At 40.2% G+C, this 18,910-nt stretch carries 11 protein-coding genes; 5 read left to right on the top strand and 6 right to left on the bottom strand.

The window, feature by feature from the left end:
* Positions 1–12: 12 nt before the first annotated feature.
* The 3 genes from IQ274_RS15125 to IQ274_RS15115 form a co-directional block, all read right to left on the bottom strand.
* Entirely contained in the window at positions 13–5,676 is a 5,664-nt protein-coding gene (locus IQ274_RS15125) for a PAS domain S-box protein (protein ID WP_194142749.1), read from the bottom strand.
* A gap of 810 nt (positions 5,677–6,486) precedes the next feature.
* On the bottom strand, positions 6,487–7,350 hold the full coding sequence (locus IQ274_RS15120; protein ID WP_194142748.1) for a glycosyltransferase family 2 protein: 864 nt from the start codon (positions 7,348–7,350) through the stop codon (positions 6,487–6,489).
* A 416-nt stretch (positions 7,351–7,766) separates the two neighbouring features.
* Positions 7,767–8,123 carry a Rieske (2Fe-2S) protein gene (locus IQ274_RS15115; RefSeq protein ID WP_163928064.1) on the bottom strand — a complete coding sequence of 119 codons (357 nt, stop codon included), beginning with the start codon at positions 8,121–8,123 and terminating at the stop codon, positions 7,767–7,769.
* A 288-nt stretch (positions 8,124–8,411) separates the two neighbouring features.
* On the opposite strand from IQ274_RS15115, the gene IQ274_RS15110 reads away from it, so the two are divergent.
* Positions 8,412–10,259: a vWA domain-containing protein gene (locus tag IQ274_RS15110; RefSeq protein WP_194142747.1), complete on the top strand. Its 1,848-nt coding sequence runs from the start codon at positions 8,412–8,414 to the stop codon at positions 10,257–10,259.
* A gap of 317 nt (positions 10,260–10,576) precedes the next feature.
* Here IQ274_RS15110 and IQ274_RS15105 read toward each other — a convergent pair whose 3' ends face one another.
* The 3 genes from IQ274_RS15105 to IQ274_RS15095 form a co-directional block, all read right to left on the bottom strand.
* A complete protein-coding gene (locus IQ274_RS15105; protein ID WP_194142746.1) occupies positions 10,577–11,275 on the bottom strand; it encodes a DUF6745 domain-containing protein in 699 nt (232 codons plus the stop codon).
* On the bottom strand, positions 11,275–11,607 hold the full coding sequence (locus IQ274_RS15100) for a hypothetical protein (protein ID WP_163928069.1): 333 nt from the start codon (positions 11,605–11,607) through the stop codon (positions 11,275–11,277). Before IQ274_RS15100 ends, IQ274_RS15105 begins: the two co-directional genes overlap by 1 nt.
* A gap of 462 nt (positions 11,608–12,069) precedes the next feature.
* Positions 12,070–13,455, bottom strand: a complete 1,386-nt coding sequence (locus tag IQ274_RS15095) for an eCIS core domain-containing protein (RefSeq protein ID WP_194142745.1) — start codon at positions 13,453–13,455, stop codon at positions 12,070–12,072.
* An 819-nt stretch (positions 13,456–14,274) separates the two neighbouring features.
* Between IQ274_RS15095 and IQ274_RS15090 the strand changes: the two genes are divergently transcribed.
* The 4 genes from IQ274_RS15090 (at position 14,275) to IQ274_RS15075 (ending at position 18,827) form a co-directional block, all read left to right on the top strand.
* On the top strand, positions 14,275–14,892 hold the full coding sequence (locus IQ274_RS15090) for a PEP-CTERM sorting domain-containing protein (protein ID WP_194142744.1): 618 nt from the start codon (positions 14,275–14,277) through the stop codon (positions 14,890–14,892).
* Positions 14,893–15,493: 601 nt separating this feature from the next.
* On the top strand, positions 15,494–16,192 hold the full coding sequence (locus IQ274_RS15085) for a class I SAM-dependent methyltransferase (protein WP_194142743.1): 699 nt from the start codon (positions 15,494–15,496) through the stop codon (positions 16,190–16,192).
* A gap of 763 nt (positions 16,193–16,955) precedes the next feature.
* The gene (locus IQ274_RS15080) at positions 16,956–18,029 is read left to right on the top strand and encodes a glycosyltransferase family 4 protein (RefSeq protein WP_194142742.1); all 1,074 of its coding nucleotides are present in this window, start codon (positions 16,956–16,958) and stop codon (positions 18,027–18,029) included.
* A 12-nt stretch (positions 18,030–18,041) separates the two neighbouring features.
* Positions 18,042–18,827 carry a WecB/TagA/CpsF family glycosyltransferase gene (locus IQ274_RS15075; protein WP_194142741.1) on the top strand — a complete coding sequence of 262 codons (786 nt, stop codon included), beginning with the start codon at positions 18,042–18,044 and terminating at the stop codon, positions 18,825–18,827.
* Positions 18,828–18,910 lie beyond the last annotated feature (83 nt).

The following is an 18,910-nucleotide window of genomic DNA, read 5'->3' as shown; positions in this document are numbered from 1 at the left end:
TAATAATTGTTATTAACTAGATAATACTCCTGCAATACTTGTCAATTCCATAATTTTCTCAAACTGGAAATTATGAGCCAAATTCTGAATAAAATTGCTCAAAGTAGCATTTTCTGAAGGAATTTGTTCAATCAATTCTAAAATTAAGTCATCACTACATTGGGCTGCGGCAGTATACACCTGTTTCACCCATTCAGGCGACATTTCAGACAATAGAGGAACTAAATCTGTAAGCTTCAAAATTGATTCTGTTATTTGTTGGTTTGCATTTTTTATCTGATAGTTATCTTCTTGATAAATATATTGAACTTCTAAATATTCACTCAATTTCTCTAATAATTCTTCTTCACGGAAAGGCTTGTTAATATAATCATCACAACCAGCTTTGATTGTTGCCTCTCGTTGTTCTTCAAAGGCATTAGCGGTTAAGGCAATAATAATCGTCTTGCGATTTGGGACTGAAGTTTCTTCTCTAGCTTTAATAATTTTGGTGGCTTCGTAGCCGTCCATAATTGGCATCCGCATATCCATAAAAATTAGGTGTGGTTGCCATTGTTGCCAAAGTGCGATCGCTTCCGTGCCATTTGCCGCTTCTTGGACTGCAAAACCGATAGATGTCAGAATTTTTACTAGCACTAAACGGCTGTCTGTGGAGTCATCAACCACTAAGATGCGGTATTCGTTTTGAGCGGGTGCTAAACTCAGAACTTGTCGTCTAATTTGTTGGATCTGGATTTCGCTGGCTGTGGCTAGATCAATTTGAATATCAAAGGCAAATGTACTTCCCTCACCAATAATGCTGGTAACGCTAATGTTTCCTCCCATTAGTTCCACATATTTACGGCTAATTGCTAAACCTAGTCCAGTTCCCTGTTGCGATTTTCTTCCAGTTTCAGTTTGCCCAAATGCTTCAAACAGCAAGTTAATTTCCTGTGGCGCAATACCGCGACCAGTATCTGTAACCTCGAAGAAGAGATGAGGAGGATGAGGTAAAATTTTATCCCCCATATCCTCCATCGCTACGCGTAACATTATTCTTCCAGTATCGGTAAATTTGATTGCATTTCCCAAGAGGTTAAGCAATACTTGACGCAGTTTACTTTCATCAGCTTGGATATACTGTGGAAGGTAAGATGTATATTCAAAATTTAATTCTAAGCCTTTGGAAGTGGCGCGGAAACGCAACATCTCTTCCAGGTTTTCTAAGAGGCGAATTAAGTCAAAACTGTTGAGATTTAATGTTATTCTGCCAGCTTCGATTTTAGACATTTCCAGAATGTCGTTGATTAAGTTGAGAAGATGTTCGCCAGCACGATTGATAATTGCTAGATTTTGCTGATGTTCAGTAGATAAAGCATGATCGTGGCTCATGATTTGGGTAAAACCGAGGATGGCGTTAAGTGGGGTACGCAGTTCGTGGCTCATGTTGGCGAGGAATTCGCTTTTGGCGCGGTTGGCAGCATCAGCTGTGATCACAGCTTCTTGCAATGCTTGTGACTGCCTTTGAGTCTGCGCCAGTAATTGTGCCTGCTGTAAAGCCACACCCAACTGATTGCCAATTTGAACTACGATGTTGATTTCTCCTGGTTTCCATTGGCGGGAATCGGAATTTTGATAACTCGCTAGTAGTCCCCAAATCTGACTACCATATAAAATGGGGACAATGATGTAAGCTTTTGCCTGAAAGCGTTCTAAAAGGCTGATGTAAGAGGGATGAAACTCAGCATTGTAAATATCTGGGACGCAGCGAAAAGTTGCGCCTTGTGTGTAAATGCCATCTTGAATTGCTTGCATATCAGCATCTTCCGCTTGATTATCCGCACTATCCAAAATTTTTGTTAGGCAACGTCCCTCTTGTAAGACACCTTCTGTGAGATGAGGATCGTTGTTATGTTCTTCTATCAGAGAAATCCAACCATTATCTACAGACTCAGAGACAAATTCGCCACTCCATTGGGGATTGAAACGATAGACAACAACCCGATCGCAATTAAGTACTTGCCGTAATTCTTGGGTTGTAGCCGCAAATATAGTCTCTAAATCCAATGTTTGGCGCATCCTTTGAATCACTTGGGCGATCGCTCTTTCCCGTTCTGCACTCTCACGCAGCGCTTCTTCTGCCAATTTTCTCTCGGTAATATCTGTAATCGTACCGATATAACCTTTTATTTCTCCATCATCTCGAAATTCTGGCAAAGCCTGACAAATTACCCAGACAACTGTACCATCATCACGTAAAAAGCGATGTTCGTACTTATACATAATTTTAGCAACTCTTGCTTGATTCCATGTCAACAATAGCTGCTCGCGATCGTCTGGATGTACGGCTTTTGTCCAACCAGTTCCCAGAGACTCTTCTAAATTGCATCCACTAATCTCACTCCAGCGTTGATTAAAATATAAGACATTACCATCCACATCAGTGTGAAATATACAAGCTGGTGAGGTTTCTGCTAGCAGTTGATATCGCTGCCGACCTGTTTGTAAAGCTAATTCTGCCAGTTTAGCATCGTTGATGTCTGTCCAATAACCGACACATTCTATAGGTTTACCAGCTTCGTCACGAATTAACCTCATCTTTTCGTAAAACCAGTGATAAGTTCCGTCAGCGTGTAACCAACGATATTCATAGGAAGTGTATTCTTGCTCAACCAACTGGGAAAATTTTTCTGAAATCAGTTCAATATCCTCTGGGTGGACATGATGCAGCCAGAAATTAGAATTTTCGACAAATTCCTGCGCTTCGTAACCAACCATTGCTTTAACGTTCTTACTAATAAAGGTAGTGCTAAAATTGCCTAATGTTTTTTTGCTGCTATAAATCACCACAGGACTAGAAGTAAGCAGATATTGAAGGCGCTCGTTAGCTAAACGTAGTTCTTGTTCGACATATTTGCGTTCGCGTAGCGCGGCTTGCCGTTCGCGAAGTGCTGCTTGCAGTTCGCTAATTTCTACTAAAACCGCGCCCACACCAGAAAGCCGATTGTCCTCACCAGGAATCGGAAAATAAGAAACTAAGAAGTGGCGGATAATATCTGGTTGTTTAATTGATGCGGCGCTTAATTCTTGATTGAGGATGGGTTCACCTGTCAACAGAACCTGTTGATAAAATGGTTCTACGACACTGGCCATTTTGGGTAAGGCTTCATGGATGGTCTTACCAATATGAGCTTCCTGGGATATTCCATTAATTTCCGCTAGCACTTGGTTGATTTGGACAAATCGCAGTTGGTTATCTACAATATTCATACCGACGGGAGCCCCCGTAAAAAAGGCATTGAGACGAGCTTCTCTGAGTGCTAATTCTTGTTCTAGGGTTTTGCGCTCAATCAACCCACCTAACTGAGCAGCAACAGCATTTACTAGCAAGAGCAAACGTCTATCTACCAATACTGAACTACGTTTAAAAAACACTAAAACAGCTAATACTTCGTTTCCAGCCAGTATGGGAACACCAAAACCAGCTTTTAATCCTACCTTGGCTGCTTGTTGCGATCGCAAAAAAATTGGCTCTGTAACTTCTGAAACATCTTCTATCCATTCTGGTTCCTGATTCTGCCAAACTCTTCCTGGTAGTCCCACTCCCAGAGGAAATTTCACAATTTGACTGTGGCGGCAAAATTCTTCTAAATTGCTTTGTTCACCATACCAGCCCAGGCTGTGTTCTAAAACAGCTCTATCTTCATTAGGTATCCATGCTTCACCAAAATCCCAGCCAATAGTATGACAAATTAAGCGCAAGACCAGTGCTAAAGAGCTATTGACATCATTGGCGCGAGTGATGGCTTGGGTTGTCAACAGTAACAAACGGCTTTCATTTTCTGCCTGCTTGCGTTCAGTAATATCTTTCGCTGTGCCTAGTACGTACCATTTCCCATCAATCTCGATCATTTCTGCACTCAACAAGGTTGTCCTGATTTCCCCTGTGGACGTGCAGACATCAACCTCATAGTTACGAATAGCTTTAGTTTTTTGCAGCATCTGGGTGAGAAAATTATATTCTTCTGGATTCACCCAAATATTCAATTCTTGATCGGTGCGATCGATAACCTGAGAATGAGAATAACCAAAAAACCGACAAAAACTGTCGTTAACTTCGACGAAGCGTTTGTCAGGAACAGTAATTAAGGCAATGGGATCGGGAGATGACCGAAAAGCTGATGCTAACTTTTCTTCAGAAGCCCTCCGTGCGGCTTCGGCGCGTTGACGTTCTTTTGCTTCTAGCACCAAGGATACTAAATTGCCCAGAGAGCGAGCGAAATTTTGGTCTTCTAGCGTCCAATGATGAGCAACTCCCACTGCCTCCAAACATAAAACCCCTACGGTTTTTCCCTCCTGCCTAATGGGTGTATCGAGTATAGAGGTAATATTTAATCTTGAGTAAGATGGAGAAAATTCTCTAATTCTGGGATCGGTATGGACATCATCTGCGGCGATTGGTTGATCTTGTTGCAAAGCTGCAAAATAAGCTGGATAGTCTGCCTCTGATAAAGAAAATCCTTCGCTATGTTGATTGCGACTGCCCTCAAACAAGTCAAAACACTCGATTTTCAAGCCTGTTTCGTCATACAACCAAACACTGGCTCGTTCCATTCCCATATTTTTGACAGCTGTTTCTGTAATTTTACCCAAAGCTGCTTTCAAGTCGCCCTGATAAAGGATCTGATTTTGTGCCAGTTGTGTTAGCACTAGGTTATGATTGCGGAGCTTAATCGCGCTTTCTTCCAGCAATTTTTCTATACCTCGACGCTGTGTAATATTACTAGCAGTGCCTGTCATACCTCTGACTAAACCCTCTTCGTTGCGTAATGCGATCGCATTAAACATTAAATAGAGTAAAGTACCATCTTTAGCTACACAGGTAGTTTCATGTTGAAATATCGGCTTTCCCCGGAAAACACGCTCAAAGGCTACTTTATCTTTAGCAACTTGCTGAGGCGAGATAAAATCAGTCAGCGTACGCCCGATCATCTCCTGGGGTTCATAGCCATAAATCTGCTTGACTGCCGGATTAACAAAAGTAATTAGTCCATCAATATCTACCGACCAGATCATATCCTGGGATGTCTCCACTAGGTGGCGATATTGACTTTCACTTTTCTTGAGAGCAGCTTCGACTAAAAGGCGTTCGTTTTGGTAAACTTCTCTACAAAAGGCTTTGCTAAGGCTAACAGGAATTTCTGTGAAAATTTCTTCTATCTGTTGGTTCCGAAGATTTAACTCAATAGCAACCCGTTGACGTTCTTTAATCTCCTCTTGCAGTTGGGAATTTTGTTCTTTTAACTGTTTTTTCAGCCTTTGGCGAGTTAGTTGATTTTGTATGCGTAATAAAACTTCTTTAGCTTGGAATGGTTGAGTAATATAGTCAACATCGCCTAAATCACAAATATTTACTTCTTCCGATAATTCATCTAAAACACCAAAAAAAATTATCGGAATCTCTTGAGTTTTCTGATGAGATTTTAAATTTTGATAAACCTCATAACCATTCATTTTTGAAATGAGAAAGTTTAGTAAAATCAAATCAGGAGGAAAAGCCAGCGCCCTATTGATTGCCAATTCTCCAGAAAGGGCACTTTGTACCTGATAACCTTGGTTGTGAAGGATGTCTGATAAAAAATGTAAATTTTCTAGCTTATCATCAACTAATAAAATTTTGATTTTTTTAGCATCCATATCAGTTACTAAACTAATTTTCAATCAGGAATAAATTGTTGAATCAAACTGAACATGAAATCAGAAAGCAAAACCTTATTAAAAGATTGTAAATAGAATGATCGTTGCTTACCACCATACTTCACCTTAGAATATAGGTGTGTCAAAGTTAAGGCAAAACTCTCTGTAACTGTGGATCAAACTCTGTAAGAACAACAATTACACTGTAATACAGAAAGTAACTTTTATACAAAAACCATTTGGAAGCGATTATACTATGGCTTAACCTCAATTCTGCATCAGGATTCTAAAATACATGAATGAGCGCATTGTAGGTGATAGCCAACAAAATCGCACGACTAAACTCTCCTATTGTTAAGGCGAGGGTACGCTACAACGTGGCTAGAGTATTTTTTTACTCACAAACTTGAAATCTGCTGTAAGTAAAAAGTAATTTTATCAGGTTCTACTATACTTGTAAGTCTTACGTAAAACTACATACAATAGGGACAAATACCCTACGGCTGATGCTCGAACCTATCTATGAGACACTACGCGTAGCTTGCTTTCCCACAGATTTATACTAAGGCCAAACCCGTCCACCGGAATGGATATCACTGCTTTGCGTCTAAACGAATTGCCCTAAGAGGATGTTTGAAAAGTCTTCTTGTCGGTATCAAAAGTTCTAGATTCTCCTAAATCCCTTTTAAGAAGGGGGATTTTGATTCCGGTTCCCCCTTTTTTTTAGGGGGTTAGGGGGGATCTCAAAGTACCTAAAGTTACAGCAAAACACTTTTCAAACAACCTCTATGGAAAAAATCAAGCTTTGGGTTATTTTTTGCGTAAGTCCTGTTGAGCTAACCGATGCTTAATAGATTCAAGCAATCGTTCTGGATGCTTGGAAAAATAAAAGATTTTTAAGAAGGTAAAATTTATATTCCTAGCTAACCAAATCTGCCATTGTTTCATCAAAGATAGTGTTTTAATATAATCATTAAATAATTTTTCAATTCGCGCTAAACTGCTTCCTGTTGCAGAATCATCAAATGTTTTAGTTCCTGGATAATATCTAAAATTACCCCAAGTTTCATTGAAATACTTAACATGAGATGAACAAACAGCTTTCAAAAGAAAATCTATATCCATTGAATAGTAATCTTCTACTTTATAGAGTCCAATTTTTTGATGTAATGATTTATGATAAAAGTAAGCAGATGGATTTACTGGAAAAGAAGCATCGATAATTCCATCATCATTAAGTCGTCTTCCTAACAGTAAATATATTGTTCGTAATTGGCTAGGTTTATTGATAAACATTAGCCGCTCTTTCTGATTAATGATGTTACAGTTACCAACAATCAAGCTAGGTTCTGGTAAAGTTTGGAAAACCTCACAGATGCGGTTAAGAAGATTTATCTCATAAAAATCATCAACATTTAAAACACCAATAATCTCTCCTCGTGCCATAGCAATTCCTTTGTTCATAGCGTCAGATTGTCCTTTGTCCTTTTCACTAATCCAACGTATGTGGGGATATTGATTGGCTTTATCTTTAATAATGTCTACTGTCTTGTCACCTGAACCTCCATCAACAATGATATGCTCCACTTCTAAACAATTTTGGTCAATGACAACTTGAAGGCAAGATTCTATAAATTTCTCACCGTTATAAACTGGTGTAATTATACTAATCATTAGCAAGGGTCTTTTATGCGTATTGCAAACAAAAATAATTCAAATAATTGAATTGATCTCCGATCATATAGTTCCCAATTGGCACAAGTTTATAACGTAATCTAAATCAGTGTAAATACGTAAATTGCGTTCGCGTATGTAAGTGATAAATGGAAATTTGTCTAAGGGTATTTCTGATCAATGACAAGATACAACTATTTGATGAAGTGTAGCGATCAATAGAATTCTTGAGATTTAATTGAGGCATTGAGAAGGCCATAGAAACGGAGGTTGTTTTTTGCCAATCCTCCGTTTCTGATATTTCTATTGTCACTCAAAAATGAATAGGCAAAGCGCTGCAAAAAGTTTAGGTAACATTTTGTAGCCTACTGGCAACTTCTGATGTTTGTCCAATGGTATTAAATCGAGAGAGGGTGCTATTCCTCTTGTACATCAACCCAGATACTACCTTCTTCCACACGAAGAGGAAACACCGGCAACGCCTTTGGTTGTGAAACCAATGAGAGTACCTTGCCTACACCAGGTGGCCAAGAACACCAATCTTGTACTTCACCAGTCCGCAGGTCAAAAGCACTGTGATGGAAAGAACAAACAATTGCTCCATCTTTTATTTTGCCACTTTTCAGAGGTAATTTTAAGTGAGGGCAGGTGTTATCTACAGCATAAAGCTGATTTTCGTGATTCAAAAGCAGAATTTTACGGTTGCCAACTTTCACCACTTCTCGCGTACCTGGGGAAAGTGCTTCGACTGCAAGAACTTTAGTCCAGCTCATTAGGTTCTCCTCTCCTAATATATCTGCTTTCAGTTTCTCGCAATTGTGACCAGTGCGATCGCCTTTCAGTAGTAGGAAGGAGTCAGTATATTGCAAACTTCTCCCGAAAAAGCCATGTCTACAATGAGCTTTGCTAACCTTGGCGAGACAGAACCGCTATAAAATCTTACAGTAAAGTTCATTTACACACTGAATAAACTGGTTTCTGGGTAAACTAAAAAAAGCACTTTCTATCCTTGCATCATAAAGCTTGTAGCTCATAACAGACAATATTGAGGGATATAAAAAATGATTAAGACAAGTTACGAATTTGACCAGTCTATTCTTCCCGCCGGATCTTCATTAAAGACTAATATTCTGCTACGTTTTCGTCCTGATATAGCTGAATCTCCCCGACGGAACCTTAACCTTTCTCTTGTAATTGACCGTTCCGGCTCTATGGCAGGCGCTGCCTTACATCATGCACTCAAAGCTGCTGAGTCTGTGGTTGATCAACTTGAGCCAGATGACATTCTCTCAGTAGTTGTTTACGACGATGAAGTAGACAGCGTTGTGCCACCCCAAGCTGTAACTAACAAAGCCACACTGAAAGATTCTATCCGCAAAGTGAGAGCAGGCGGTATTACCAACTTATCGGGGGGATGGCTCAAAGGCTGTGAACACGTCAAAACGCGACTCGATCCGCAAAAAATCAACCGTGTTCTATTGCTTACCGATGGTCATGCCAATATGGGCATTCAAGACCCCAAGGTACTAACGGCGACATCAGGGCGAAAAGCTGAGGAAGGTATCACTACAACAACATTAGGTTTTGCTCAGGGTTTTAATGAAGACCTGCTGATTGGTATGGCAAGGGCCGCCAGGGGAAACTTCTATTTCATTCAAAGCATTGATGAAGCAACTGAAGTGTTTAGTATTGAGCTAGACAGTCTCAGAGCAGTAGTAGGACAAAACCTCACAGTGAAACTTGAGTTGGCTGAAGGTGTCAGTCTTGTTGATACCTTAAGTCTTGCAAAAGTTAGCCAGAATGATTCTGGTCAGGCTGTTATCAGCTTGGGAGAGCTTTACGAGGGTGAAGACAAACTTCTCGGTTTAAGTTTGGTGATATCAAGCGCTCAAGTTGGTGAGTTACCTGTGATGAAACTGCATTACAGCGCTGACGTTGTCCAAAATGACCTCATTCAAAACGTTTCAGGCACAGCAGATATTATCGCCAAAGTTGGCACTGTTGAGGAAGCAGCTTTTGCCTCTACAAGCCATATCACTCTTGAACTGAGCCGCCTCACCATCGCTAAGGCAAAAGAGACTGCCCTCGATTTAGCTGAACATGGCAGACACCAGGAAGCGGAAGAAACCCTGCGTACCCTGGTGAAAGATTTGCGGGATAAAGGGTTAAACGAGAATTTTGAAATTGCTGAAGAGATCGATCAACTTGAGTATTTCGCAAGTCGAATCGCCCAAAAAGCTCTAGGTAATGCCGGACGTAAAGAATTGCGAGATCAGTCTTACCAGACAATGAACCGTAATCGCAACGATCTGGTGGGGCGCGGTGTTACTGCTGGTGATGAAGTCTACGCAATGCCGGTTGTCAATGAAGTTGGCTCAGGTGTTGAATTGTATTGCGTTCGTGAAGGGGGTAAACTACGGGTCAAAGTCATATCTGAAGGCTACGATTCAGCCAAGAATGTCCAGTTTCCCCGGAGTATTCGGGCTGAGAGGGCAAGGTACGTTGTTGAAGGGCTGGAACTTTCAAGCGAAGGTACTTTCTACCGTGTACGTGGCAATATCACTCGTTTTGCTCAACCGGGTGAAGCAGATATCTTCGTTGCCCCTAGACAATCGAATATAGCTTATACAGGCAAAGCCTCTAAAGGCCCTGCCAGCGCTGCCGATCTTCCCACAACTGATGTTGTAAAAGACGGCATTCTTGTTCAGTGTGTCAAAGATGGCAGCAAGCTACGCGCTAGAGTGGTTTCCGACGGCTATGAAGCAGATTGGAATATGCGTTTTCCGCGATCGGTTCGTGAGAAAGGGATGCTTTATGTTGTTGATGAAGTCAAAACAGCACCTGATGGAAAGTCTTATATTGCGTGTGGTGAAATTAAGCGATTTGTCCAACCCACCACTACCAATTAACTCATAAAATCTCTGCGTTCTCTATGCCTCTGCGGTTAATTGAAGAAGGCAGGAGGCAGGAGGCAGAAGGTTTTACCTCAGTTGGGGATTCAAACCCCTCCTGAAGAAGAGCCACCCTTCGGGTTCGCCAGTCCCTCTTTGTTGAAACAACAAGACCGGGCTGGCTCACCAAATTTTCAATTTGCAATTCTTGTCTTAAACCCAAGATCCTATGGTCGCGGCAGGAAGCACCAGCGCTGTTTTCCTCCTGCCTCCTGCCCTCTGCCTCCTGCCTTCCTTGATAAATTGCTTTTAAACCGCAGAGTATTTAGAGCTAACTACGCCTCGATCGCAGGGTGATAATCATCTGGGTTATTAAAGCCCGCAATCCAAGCGGCTGCTTGATGGCAATTCCGCATATAAGGGGGAACCCGCAAGATATGAATATGTCCTGTGGATGGACAGGTGACTTTTAAGACCATAAGCGGCTCGTCATCCTCAAAAGGGATGTAGACTAGTTGACGTTCTCCACCAGCATCACGATCGCGATCGCGGATCAATCCTCCCACTTGCTGCAAAAATGTCTCGTATCCCAGACGCTCAATCAGCACGCGGCGCAATTCAACATTCTCTATATTGAGGATATCTTGTCCTGTTAGAGACTGGGATTCAAAGGCAATTTTATCTGTCACCTGCACGCCTCGCCAGCGCCAGACAAAACCATGTCCCGCAGATACACTAGTAATCCCACTTCCGGCCAACTCGATCCAATAAGTAACGTGGAGTCCTGTTGGAAGGGTTGTGAGGTTTACACAGTCGCTGATATCAAGACTATCACAGGTGAGATTTTCAGGTAGATTGTAAAGATCCAACGCACCCCTTAAATCCAGATGGCCTAAAACGCGCATCCCATCCCAGGCACGATGCTCAAGGATAAGTTTTCGAGCATATTCAGCCGATACAGGCTCGTGGCTTTGGTTTGGGCGCTGCTTAATTGGTTTATTTGGCACACGTCCATTAGACATGATCTTGAGCATTAGTCTACTACCTCCACATAGGCATCAGGGCGATATTCTCGTTGTCTCCAAACGCGATAAAGGCCTTGAGGTAATTCAATCGCCCGATGTTCTTCATGAACTAAAGTGGCACTTGGTTCTTTAACCTCTAGAAAAAGGTCACTACCATGTACCCACAACTGAACAGCATCAGATTGTTGAATGCGATGGCTATGTCCTGTAATTTCACCATGAGCGAGAGTAGCACCTACACGCTTCTGAGCGCCGACAGGTAAGCTAGCAATATGTCGAATTAAAACGTCGCCATGTCTGTAGAGAATACTAGCTTGGGAGTTATTGCTGTTGTTAAACATCTTTTTTATAAGCTCATCAAATCATTACGTTAGGAATGAGGATTAAATTAAGATCCAGAAATCGGTCATGCAATAATAAGCTGAATCTGTCTATTGAATTCTTCGATTCTATAACTCCGTATTCATCCAAGATTGAGCAGCAAATGCAACGACTATATTCGTCCTTAACCTATTTGGTTGCGATTATTATACCTACTATTCCAACAACAAGCCCATTGATTGCAGTATTCGCACATCGGATTGGAAGTTTTCTATATCATAGTTGATGTGTAAGCCGCGTTTAGCCAGTTCATGCTGGAATTCAAGTACTGTGATTCCTGTCCAGGCTCATCATTAAGAATTGATAGTTCTTCATCTCGCTCACCTTCTTCAGTTTCTTCAACCCAAGGAGTGATGGATGCTTTTGCTGGCAGGCTACTAAATCCTATAGTCAGATTAGATCCTGTTGTAAGCTAATCAGCTCTACTGTTTAGTTTGAACTTCTATTTGTGTATTTGATTCATCTTCATTTTGAGAAACTTTTTCTGTGCCGCACTGTACCGGGGTTACTCCTGTACCTTGAGTCAGCCCGTGCTTAGTTGTAGTGTCGTAAGCATTATTATCAGTATTAGCTTTAGTATAAGTATCATTAAAAATCGTGTCAGCTGCTGAGGTTGGTTTGCCAAGAAGCTTTTTGTGTAAATCTTTAAAAGCCTTCTCGTCAATACTAATGTGCCCATTTTCGTGCTGATCCAGAGCGCTATAAAACCTTGCCCATTCTGTTTTAACGGGTTCGCATTGTTTGTCAAGTTCAGTCCAGACGGGCATTGCCTTAGTTTCTGTGACTAGAACGTCTGCTTCATAGATAATTTCAGCAGACCGATCGTCAGCTTGGTAAGTTTTGACACTTTTCTCTGGGGCACAAGTAACACTGCCCGCTTCGCCCTTTCCTTGTGATGTTAAGTTTGTAATTGCTTCGGTGATGTTTTTCCCAGAAGCGGTAATTGTAGTATTCTTGTGGTCAATTTTGGTTGTACCTGTTTTGGGCGGCATACCATTAGATGCCTGGTCAAGAGGGACTGGTGCTGTGGATGTATCGCTTTGTTTTTGCACCTTGCCTGTTTGCTGTACTACATGGGTTAACTCATGGGCTGTCAACTCGTTATTACCAGGTGATTTTCCTGCACCAAAGTAAACATCACTACCATGAGTAAATGCCTGCGCTCCCAACGACTGACTCATCTGCACAGCATTAGAGTCAGTATGTACTCGCACATTGTTAAAGTTACTACTAAAGCGTGGTTCCATAAACTCTCGCACTTCGGCAGATAACGGGCTTCCCCCACCCTTACTACTATTTAACTGACTCTCAATGTTATTCTCACTCTGGACGCTGCCATCAGTCGCCCGTTGTAGTGACAACTTAGTTTGTACTTCCTCTTCTTGCTCACAAGCTGCACATTTTCGTTGCATGATATCTTCTGAACCCATCTCACCTAAATTTATCTTTGGCTCAGGCTTAGTCATCCACATGATTTGGTTGGCAACCGAGTCGGCTTCCTGCTCATACTGGTCTCCTGCCTGGCTAACTGTAAGTTGCCGCTGTGGACGACGCAAAGATATGCGACTAATGTCGTGAACAAGAGGCTTTTCTTTGATAGCTTCTGGTTCTAATGATTGCTCATCAGCAGACTGGACTTCTTGAAGGTCGCCTGCTACCTCAGTGACTGTTTCGAGTGGAGTATTATAGGTTGGTAAACCAAAACCGCGTGTCGCATTTGCCAATGTGGGAATAGTTAATGAGACAAGCGATGGATTTGTAAAATTTGACGTACCTGCGTTGTGTTGCCGAAAAGTGCGATCGCTCATCTCTCACTTCCTACATTAATTTAGCAAACCCCTTATCTCTGGTATTTAGGCATCTTTTATCAAATTTTATAATTATATCTACATAACATTGATATAGACTAAAGTCTAATTTTTAAATCCAACATTTAGCCACCCAAGTTGCTTTATAGCGATATCCAACAATTACCCTTGTCCCTATTTATTAACCCGACGCTTCAGAACAAAAGGCCCCTAGCACATTTTTAAAGTACTCAAAACAATTTTAGTCAGACCTCTGCCCGACATAGTACGCTCACGCTCTCGTAAAAATTGCAGTAACTGTCCATCGCTACTGTTGTGACTGTGCTAAATCGAAAGCACTTCCAAATTAGATTGCTCCATTTTCTTTATTTTTCTCCCCATTTTACTTAACCGAGCAGTGTTGGTATATTCACGGCTTTTTGAGTCACTATAAATTATGATTTCATGAGAGAAAATGCTTACGAATAACCAGCATTATACGGATGACATATTATCATAGTTTTTGAAAAGATAGGTAGCTTTTACGCAAATTTAGCCAACTTATTTATAAAAATATATGAGTAATTAATTATTAAAAGTTTGATGAAACTGACACAAAAATAGAGACAATTGTATAGCGATAGACATAAGATCATACTAGCGAGTAAAAGTTTATACAAATTTCATAAGATATTTTATATGCCTACTTTGTATCATAAATGGCTATTAATGCCATATACATAGTAGGCATATAATTCCTGTCGTGAATACACTTATGGATTGATGTAAACATTTCTCTAAAATACAATTTAATTCTTGAAATCTCAGGCAGCATCAAAAGTGAAAAGCAAATTTCTCCATTTATCAGCTTCAGTTTTACTAGCTACCGGAATCAGTGGTGTATTCGTGGCTGCACCGGCACAAGCAGTTGTATGCAGTACCAGCAACATCTCTCTTGGAGGAGTAAATGCCACAGCTTGTGCAGGCGCGTTTTCTGGTAATGATACAGGTGCAGGTAATCCTTTAGAAACTCTCTTGGATGGTGGACTATTTGCCAGTTCTGTGGGTAATGCTGATTGGACACTACTTGCTAAATCTGATCAAGCAAACTCTCTGTTTACAGCAGCTAACGGTACTAATATTGGCAATTGGAGTCTTTCTCAGCCATTAACTAGTAACACTTTTGTAGTAAGTCTGAAGAGCAGCACTAATTACAGTGCCTATCTATTCAAAGATTATGATTGGTCTCATGGTTTGGCAGGAGTTTTCAATACCATTGGTGTTGATTTAAATGGTAGTGGAAATGCAGGGAAAGCTCTATCTCATGCTTCATTATTCGTTTCTAATATCAGTAATAATCCAGCTCCTCAAGCAGTTCCAGAACCAGCTACTTTACTTGGTTTAGGTCTAGCTGCTAGTGGCATGGTAATTTCTCGTCGTCGGAAATCACTAAAATAAGCAGTCAGTAATTTTAATTGGCGCAGAGTATAAGAAACCCGGTTTTTTGAAAAACCGGGTTTCTTAATTTTTTGTTGCGTATAACAATGTCATATACAAAAAAGTAACAAATTATCGAACTTAAGTAGGAGAATAGTTTCCAACCTTAATTCTCGGATGTACAGCCATCTATCTCGGCTTAATGCCAATTATAGTTGCAGATAATCGTCTTGAAAAGTTCAGGAAAGGCGGAAACGACGCGATATACTTTTCGCTGCGGTGTTCTTGTTGCTGGGAGCAATTGCAAAAGGTTCAGCCAATGCTGCCCCCCACTTGGGCGCGACATTAACTTTTTGGCAGGCGATCGCGGAAAATTTCGACCAAATCGCTTACTGACATTGGAGCTAACCGGAAAGGGATGGTCAAACAAGGACTATATAAACCCTCGTGTATAAAGATATCCTCTTGTATAGGGGGTTCAGCCTTGTTCTGTATGTTCCTAACATCATGGTACTTAAATTTTTATTACTAACTGCGATTTGATAGTTTTTTCTGTGGTAAAAATTCGTTATTGTGGTGAAAGTTCGTTATAATAAATGTTGCTTATGACAATACAAAAGCTATGAATACTATTTATGAAGATGGTACATACCTTCAAAATCACCCAACCTGGCATGAAGAAGATTCGCCGTGGAAAGCCAAGCAAATAGCCAAGATAATTAAGAGAAATAATCTGAATCCATTAACAATATGTGAAATTGGATGTGGGGCTGGTGAAATATTGAATTCTCTGCAAACTGAGTTTAGTGATAGCACAAGCTTTTATGGATATGAAATATCCCCTAATGCATTTGAAATATGTAATAGTAAAAGCAATAAAAAACTTCATTTTTTTTTGAAGGATTTGCTGAATGAGAAAGAAGCAATATTTGATCTGGTAATGGCAATTGATGTATTTGAACACGTAGAGGAATATTTTGGTTTCTTACGGAAACTAAAAGAGAAGGGAAAATACAAACTATTCCATATTCCTCTAGATTTATCAGTGCAAACTGTTTTACGCAGTTCTCCTATATTGAAAGATAGGCTTTTGTATGGGCATATCCATTATTTTACTAAGGAAACTGCACTAGCAACCCTAAAAGATACAGGGTATGAAGTATTGGATTATTTCTATACGTGTCCTTGCTTGGAACTTCAGAATCGTGGTGGATGGAAAAGCAGTTTACTAAACGTACCAAGAAAATTGTTGTTCTCCATTAATCAGGATTTAGCTGTAAGGATTCTTGGAAGATTCTCGCTATTGGTTTTAGCAAAGTAATCGAATCGCCTCGCAGCTTGTCGGAGAACCCACATAACCCGACATTAATCTAGGCGAAATACAATTAAATATCTAATATATGAAGCTTGAGTATTACAAATGGTATTTACATGGGGTAAATCTAGTAAGCGTGTCATGAGGGGCAAGTAGTACAAAATCTGAGTTTGTAGTATGAAAGGATATGGCTAAAATCCTTATTCTTTCGTTCCCCCCTTGTGGTAACTTTGGGTAGATGAGCGCGAACTATGTCTAGACAATTCAATAGACACCGATAACTTAAAAGCATATATAGCAATACTTTCAGTCTATTTTGCCCCTTATGATATGCTCGCTAAATTTACCCAATCAGTTTCATTTAAGCTTTTGTTTACGTATAAAAAAGGATGCATTTCTAGAAATAGAAGCCGAAATTTGGCTCCAATTACGAGATTCAGGTTTAGCTCTCGGAGTCTCCTTGTTTTTGTCAGGCATTAAATATACAAAAACAGCATGTTTTCTCAACTTTAATATCGCAGGGAAATCGAAACGGAAATATTTAGGAGTTACGCCCGAAGGAGGATGATTTATCCTCATAAATTTAGATCCTTTAGAATATCCATAGTCAGATTTTTGTCACAGCTTTGTAATACCTCTGCCAATATGATATCTTATCCTAAAACTTGAGTTTAAAAATAGGATTACTCTCTACTATACTAAACCCACAAAACAGGGCGTTAGTTTGAGACTTTAGTTATTCTTTAAAAAGAACCAGAGGTTAACGCCCATGAAGCAACTACAGGTATTAATGCTAGGGCCTAGTTTAGAGCAAAATGGAGGAATAGCAACGGTTGAAAAACTGATAATTAAGCATAATCTTCCTCAGTTCAAAATACAACATATAAGCACCCATGATGAAGGCTCAATTACCTTCAGAGTAGTTGTTTTCGCCAAAGCTCTAGCTACATTTTTATGGAAATTATCAAGTCAAGAAATAGATGTTGTACACATTCAGATTTCTGATGGTGGTAGCATTTTCCGAAAAGCGATTTGCTGTGTTATTGCCTTTCTCTTTGATAAGCCCGTCTTGATGCACACTCATGGTGCCGAATTTCATCTAACTTACGCTAAACTTCCTCAAATAGTACAGCAAGTTTTAAGTAAAGTATTTCAGCGCTGCCAAGGGTTTGTTGTTCTTTCAGAAAGTTGGCAAGATTACTATGTGTTAAATCTAGGTTTAAATCCCAAGCAAGTTATTGTCTTGCCTAACCCATGCGAATTACCTACAGAGGTTCCTGAACGAAAAAATCGGACTCAAATAAGTTTGGTCTGTTGTGGGCGAGTTGGTCAACGCAAAGGGACATTTGATTTAATTAAGGCATTTGCTAACCTGCCAAATCATCAAAAAAAATATACTCAGCTAATTCTGGCAGGAGATGGTGAAATTGAAAAAGCGCAGCAGTTGGCTGCTAGTCTCAACCTTTCAGACCAGGTAACTTTTCTGGGTTGGATTAATTCCGAAAAACGGGATGAAGTGTTGTCACAAGCAGATGTGTTTATTTTGCCTTCTTACAACGAGGGTCTGCCTCTGGCGATTTTAGAAGCTATGGGTTGGAGTTTACCTGTGATTGCAACCCCTGTTGGAGGGATTTCTGAACTAGTGATTTCAAATCAAAATGGTCTGCTAGTTACCCCAGGAAACATCAAACAGTTATCGTCAGCAATGGAATTGTTGATTGAAAATGAGAATTTACGACTTTCTTTAGGCAGTAATGCTAGGAAAAATGTCGAACCTTTAGATATTAAAAATTGCTCCATTCGTTTAGCCGATATCTATAATTCATTATCACAAATTAATTAACTTTAGGTATTGATGAGAATTAATATTTGTGGAGTCGAAATTGACAAATATAGTTTTGATGAAGTTGTGGAACTAATCATTAACCATGCACTCTCCCAGAGGAAACCAGAATATGTCGTTACTCCTAATGCCATGCATATTGTTACCTTACAGGAGGATGTCGAGTTTCAAGAGATTTATCGCAAGGCTTTTTTAGTAGTGCCAGACGGGGTGTCACTGCTGTGGGCGGCTAAGTTTTTACAAACCCCCCTTTCCGGTAGAGTGAATGGTACAGATTTGTTCGAGAAACTCTGCGCCATTGCTTCTGAAAAAGGATTAAAGGTATTTTTATTAGGAGGTCGCCCTGGTTCTGCTGAAAAAGCGAAAAAAACTCTTGTTGCTAGACATCCAAGTTTGCAGATTGTTGGGACTTACTGTCCTCCCTACGGGTTTGAGTCTCAGCTAACAGAATTAAATTCAATCAACTCAACAATTATAGAGGCGGCTCCCCATATTCTATTTGTGGGTTTGGGAGCACCTAAACAAGAAAAATGGATAGCTGCCAATTATTTGTATTTAGGTGTGCCAATTTCTGTAGGTATTGGGGTCAGCTTTGAGTTGGTTAGCAATATGGTGACAAGAGCACCAGTTTGGATGCAAAAAGCAGGTTTTGAATGGTTATTTCGGCTTATAGTTGAACCTTCCCGCTTATGGAAGCGTTATCTATTTGGTAATTATACTTTTATTTGGTTGCTAATCAAACAGCGTCTGGGATTGTTTAAGAGACTTCCAAATACAAAAAGATCGGATCGTTTTTAGAGGATGTTTGTCAAGTATTTTTCCTAACATCAAAACCTGAGAACTTTGATAAGTTTTCGTTTTTTCTGTAGGTTATAAGACAT

Source organism: Nostoc sp. LEGE 12447, from assembly GCF_015206985.1.
GTDB lineage: Bacteria > Cyanobacteriota > Cyanobacteriia > Cyanobacteriales > Nostocaceae > Nostoc.
This window is presented reverse-complemented; position numbering and strand designations above follow the sequence as displayed.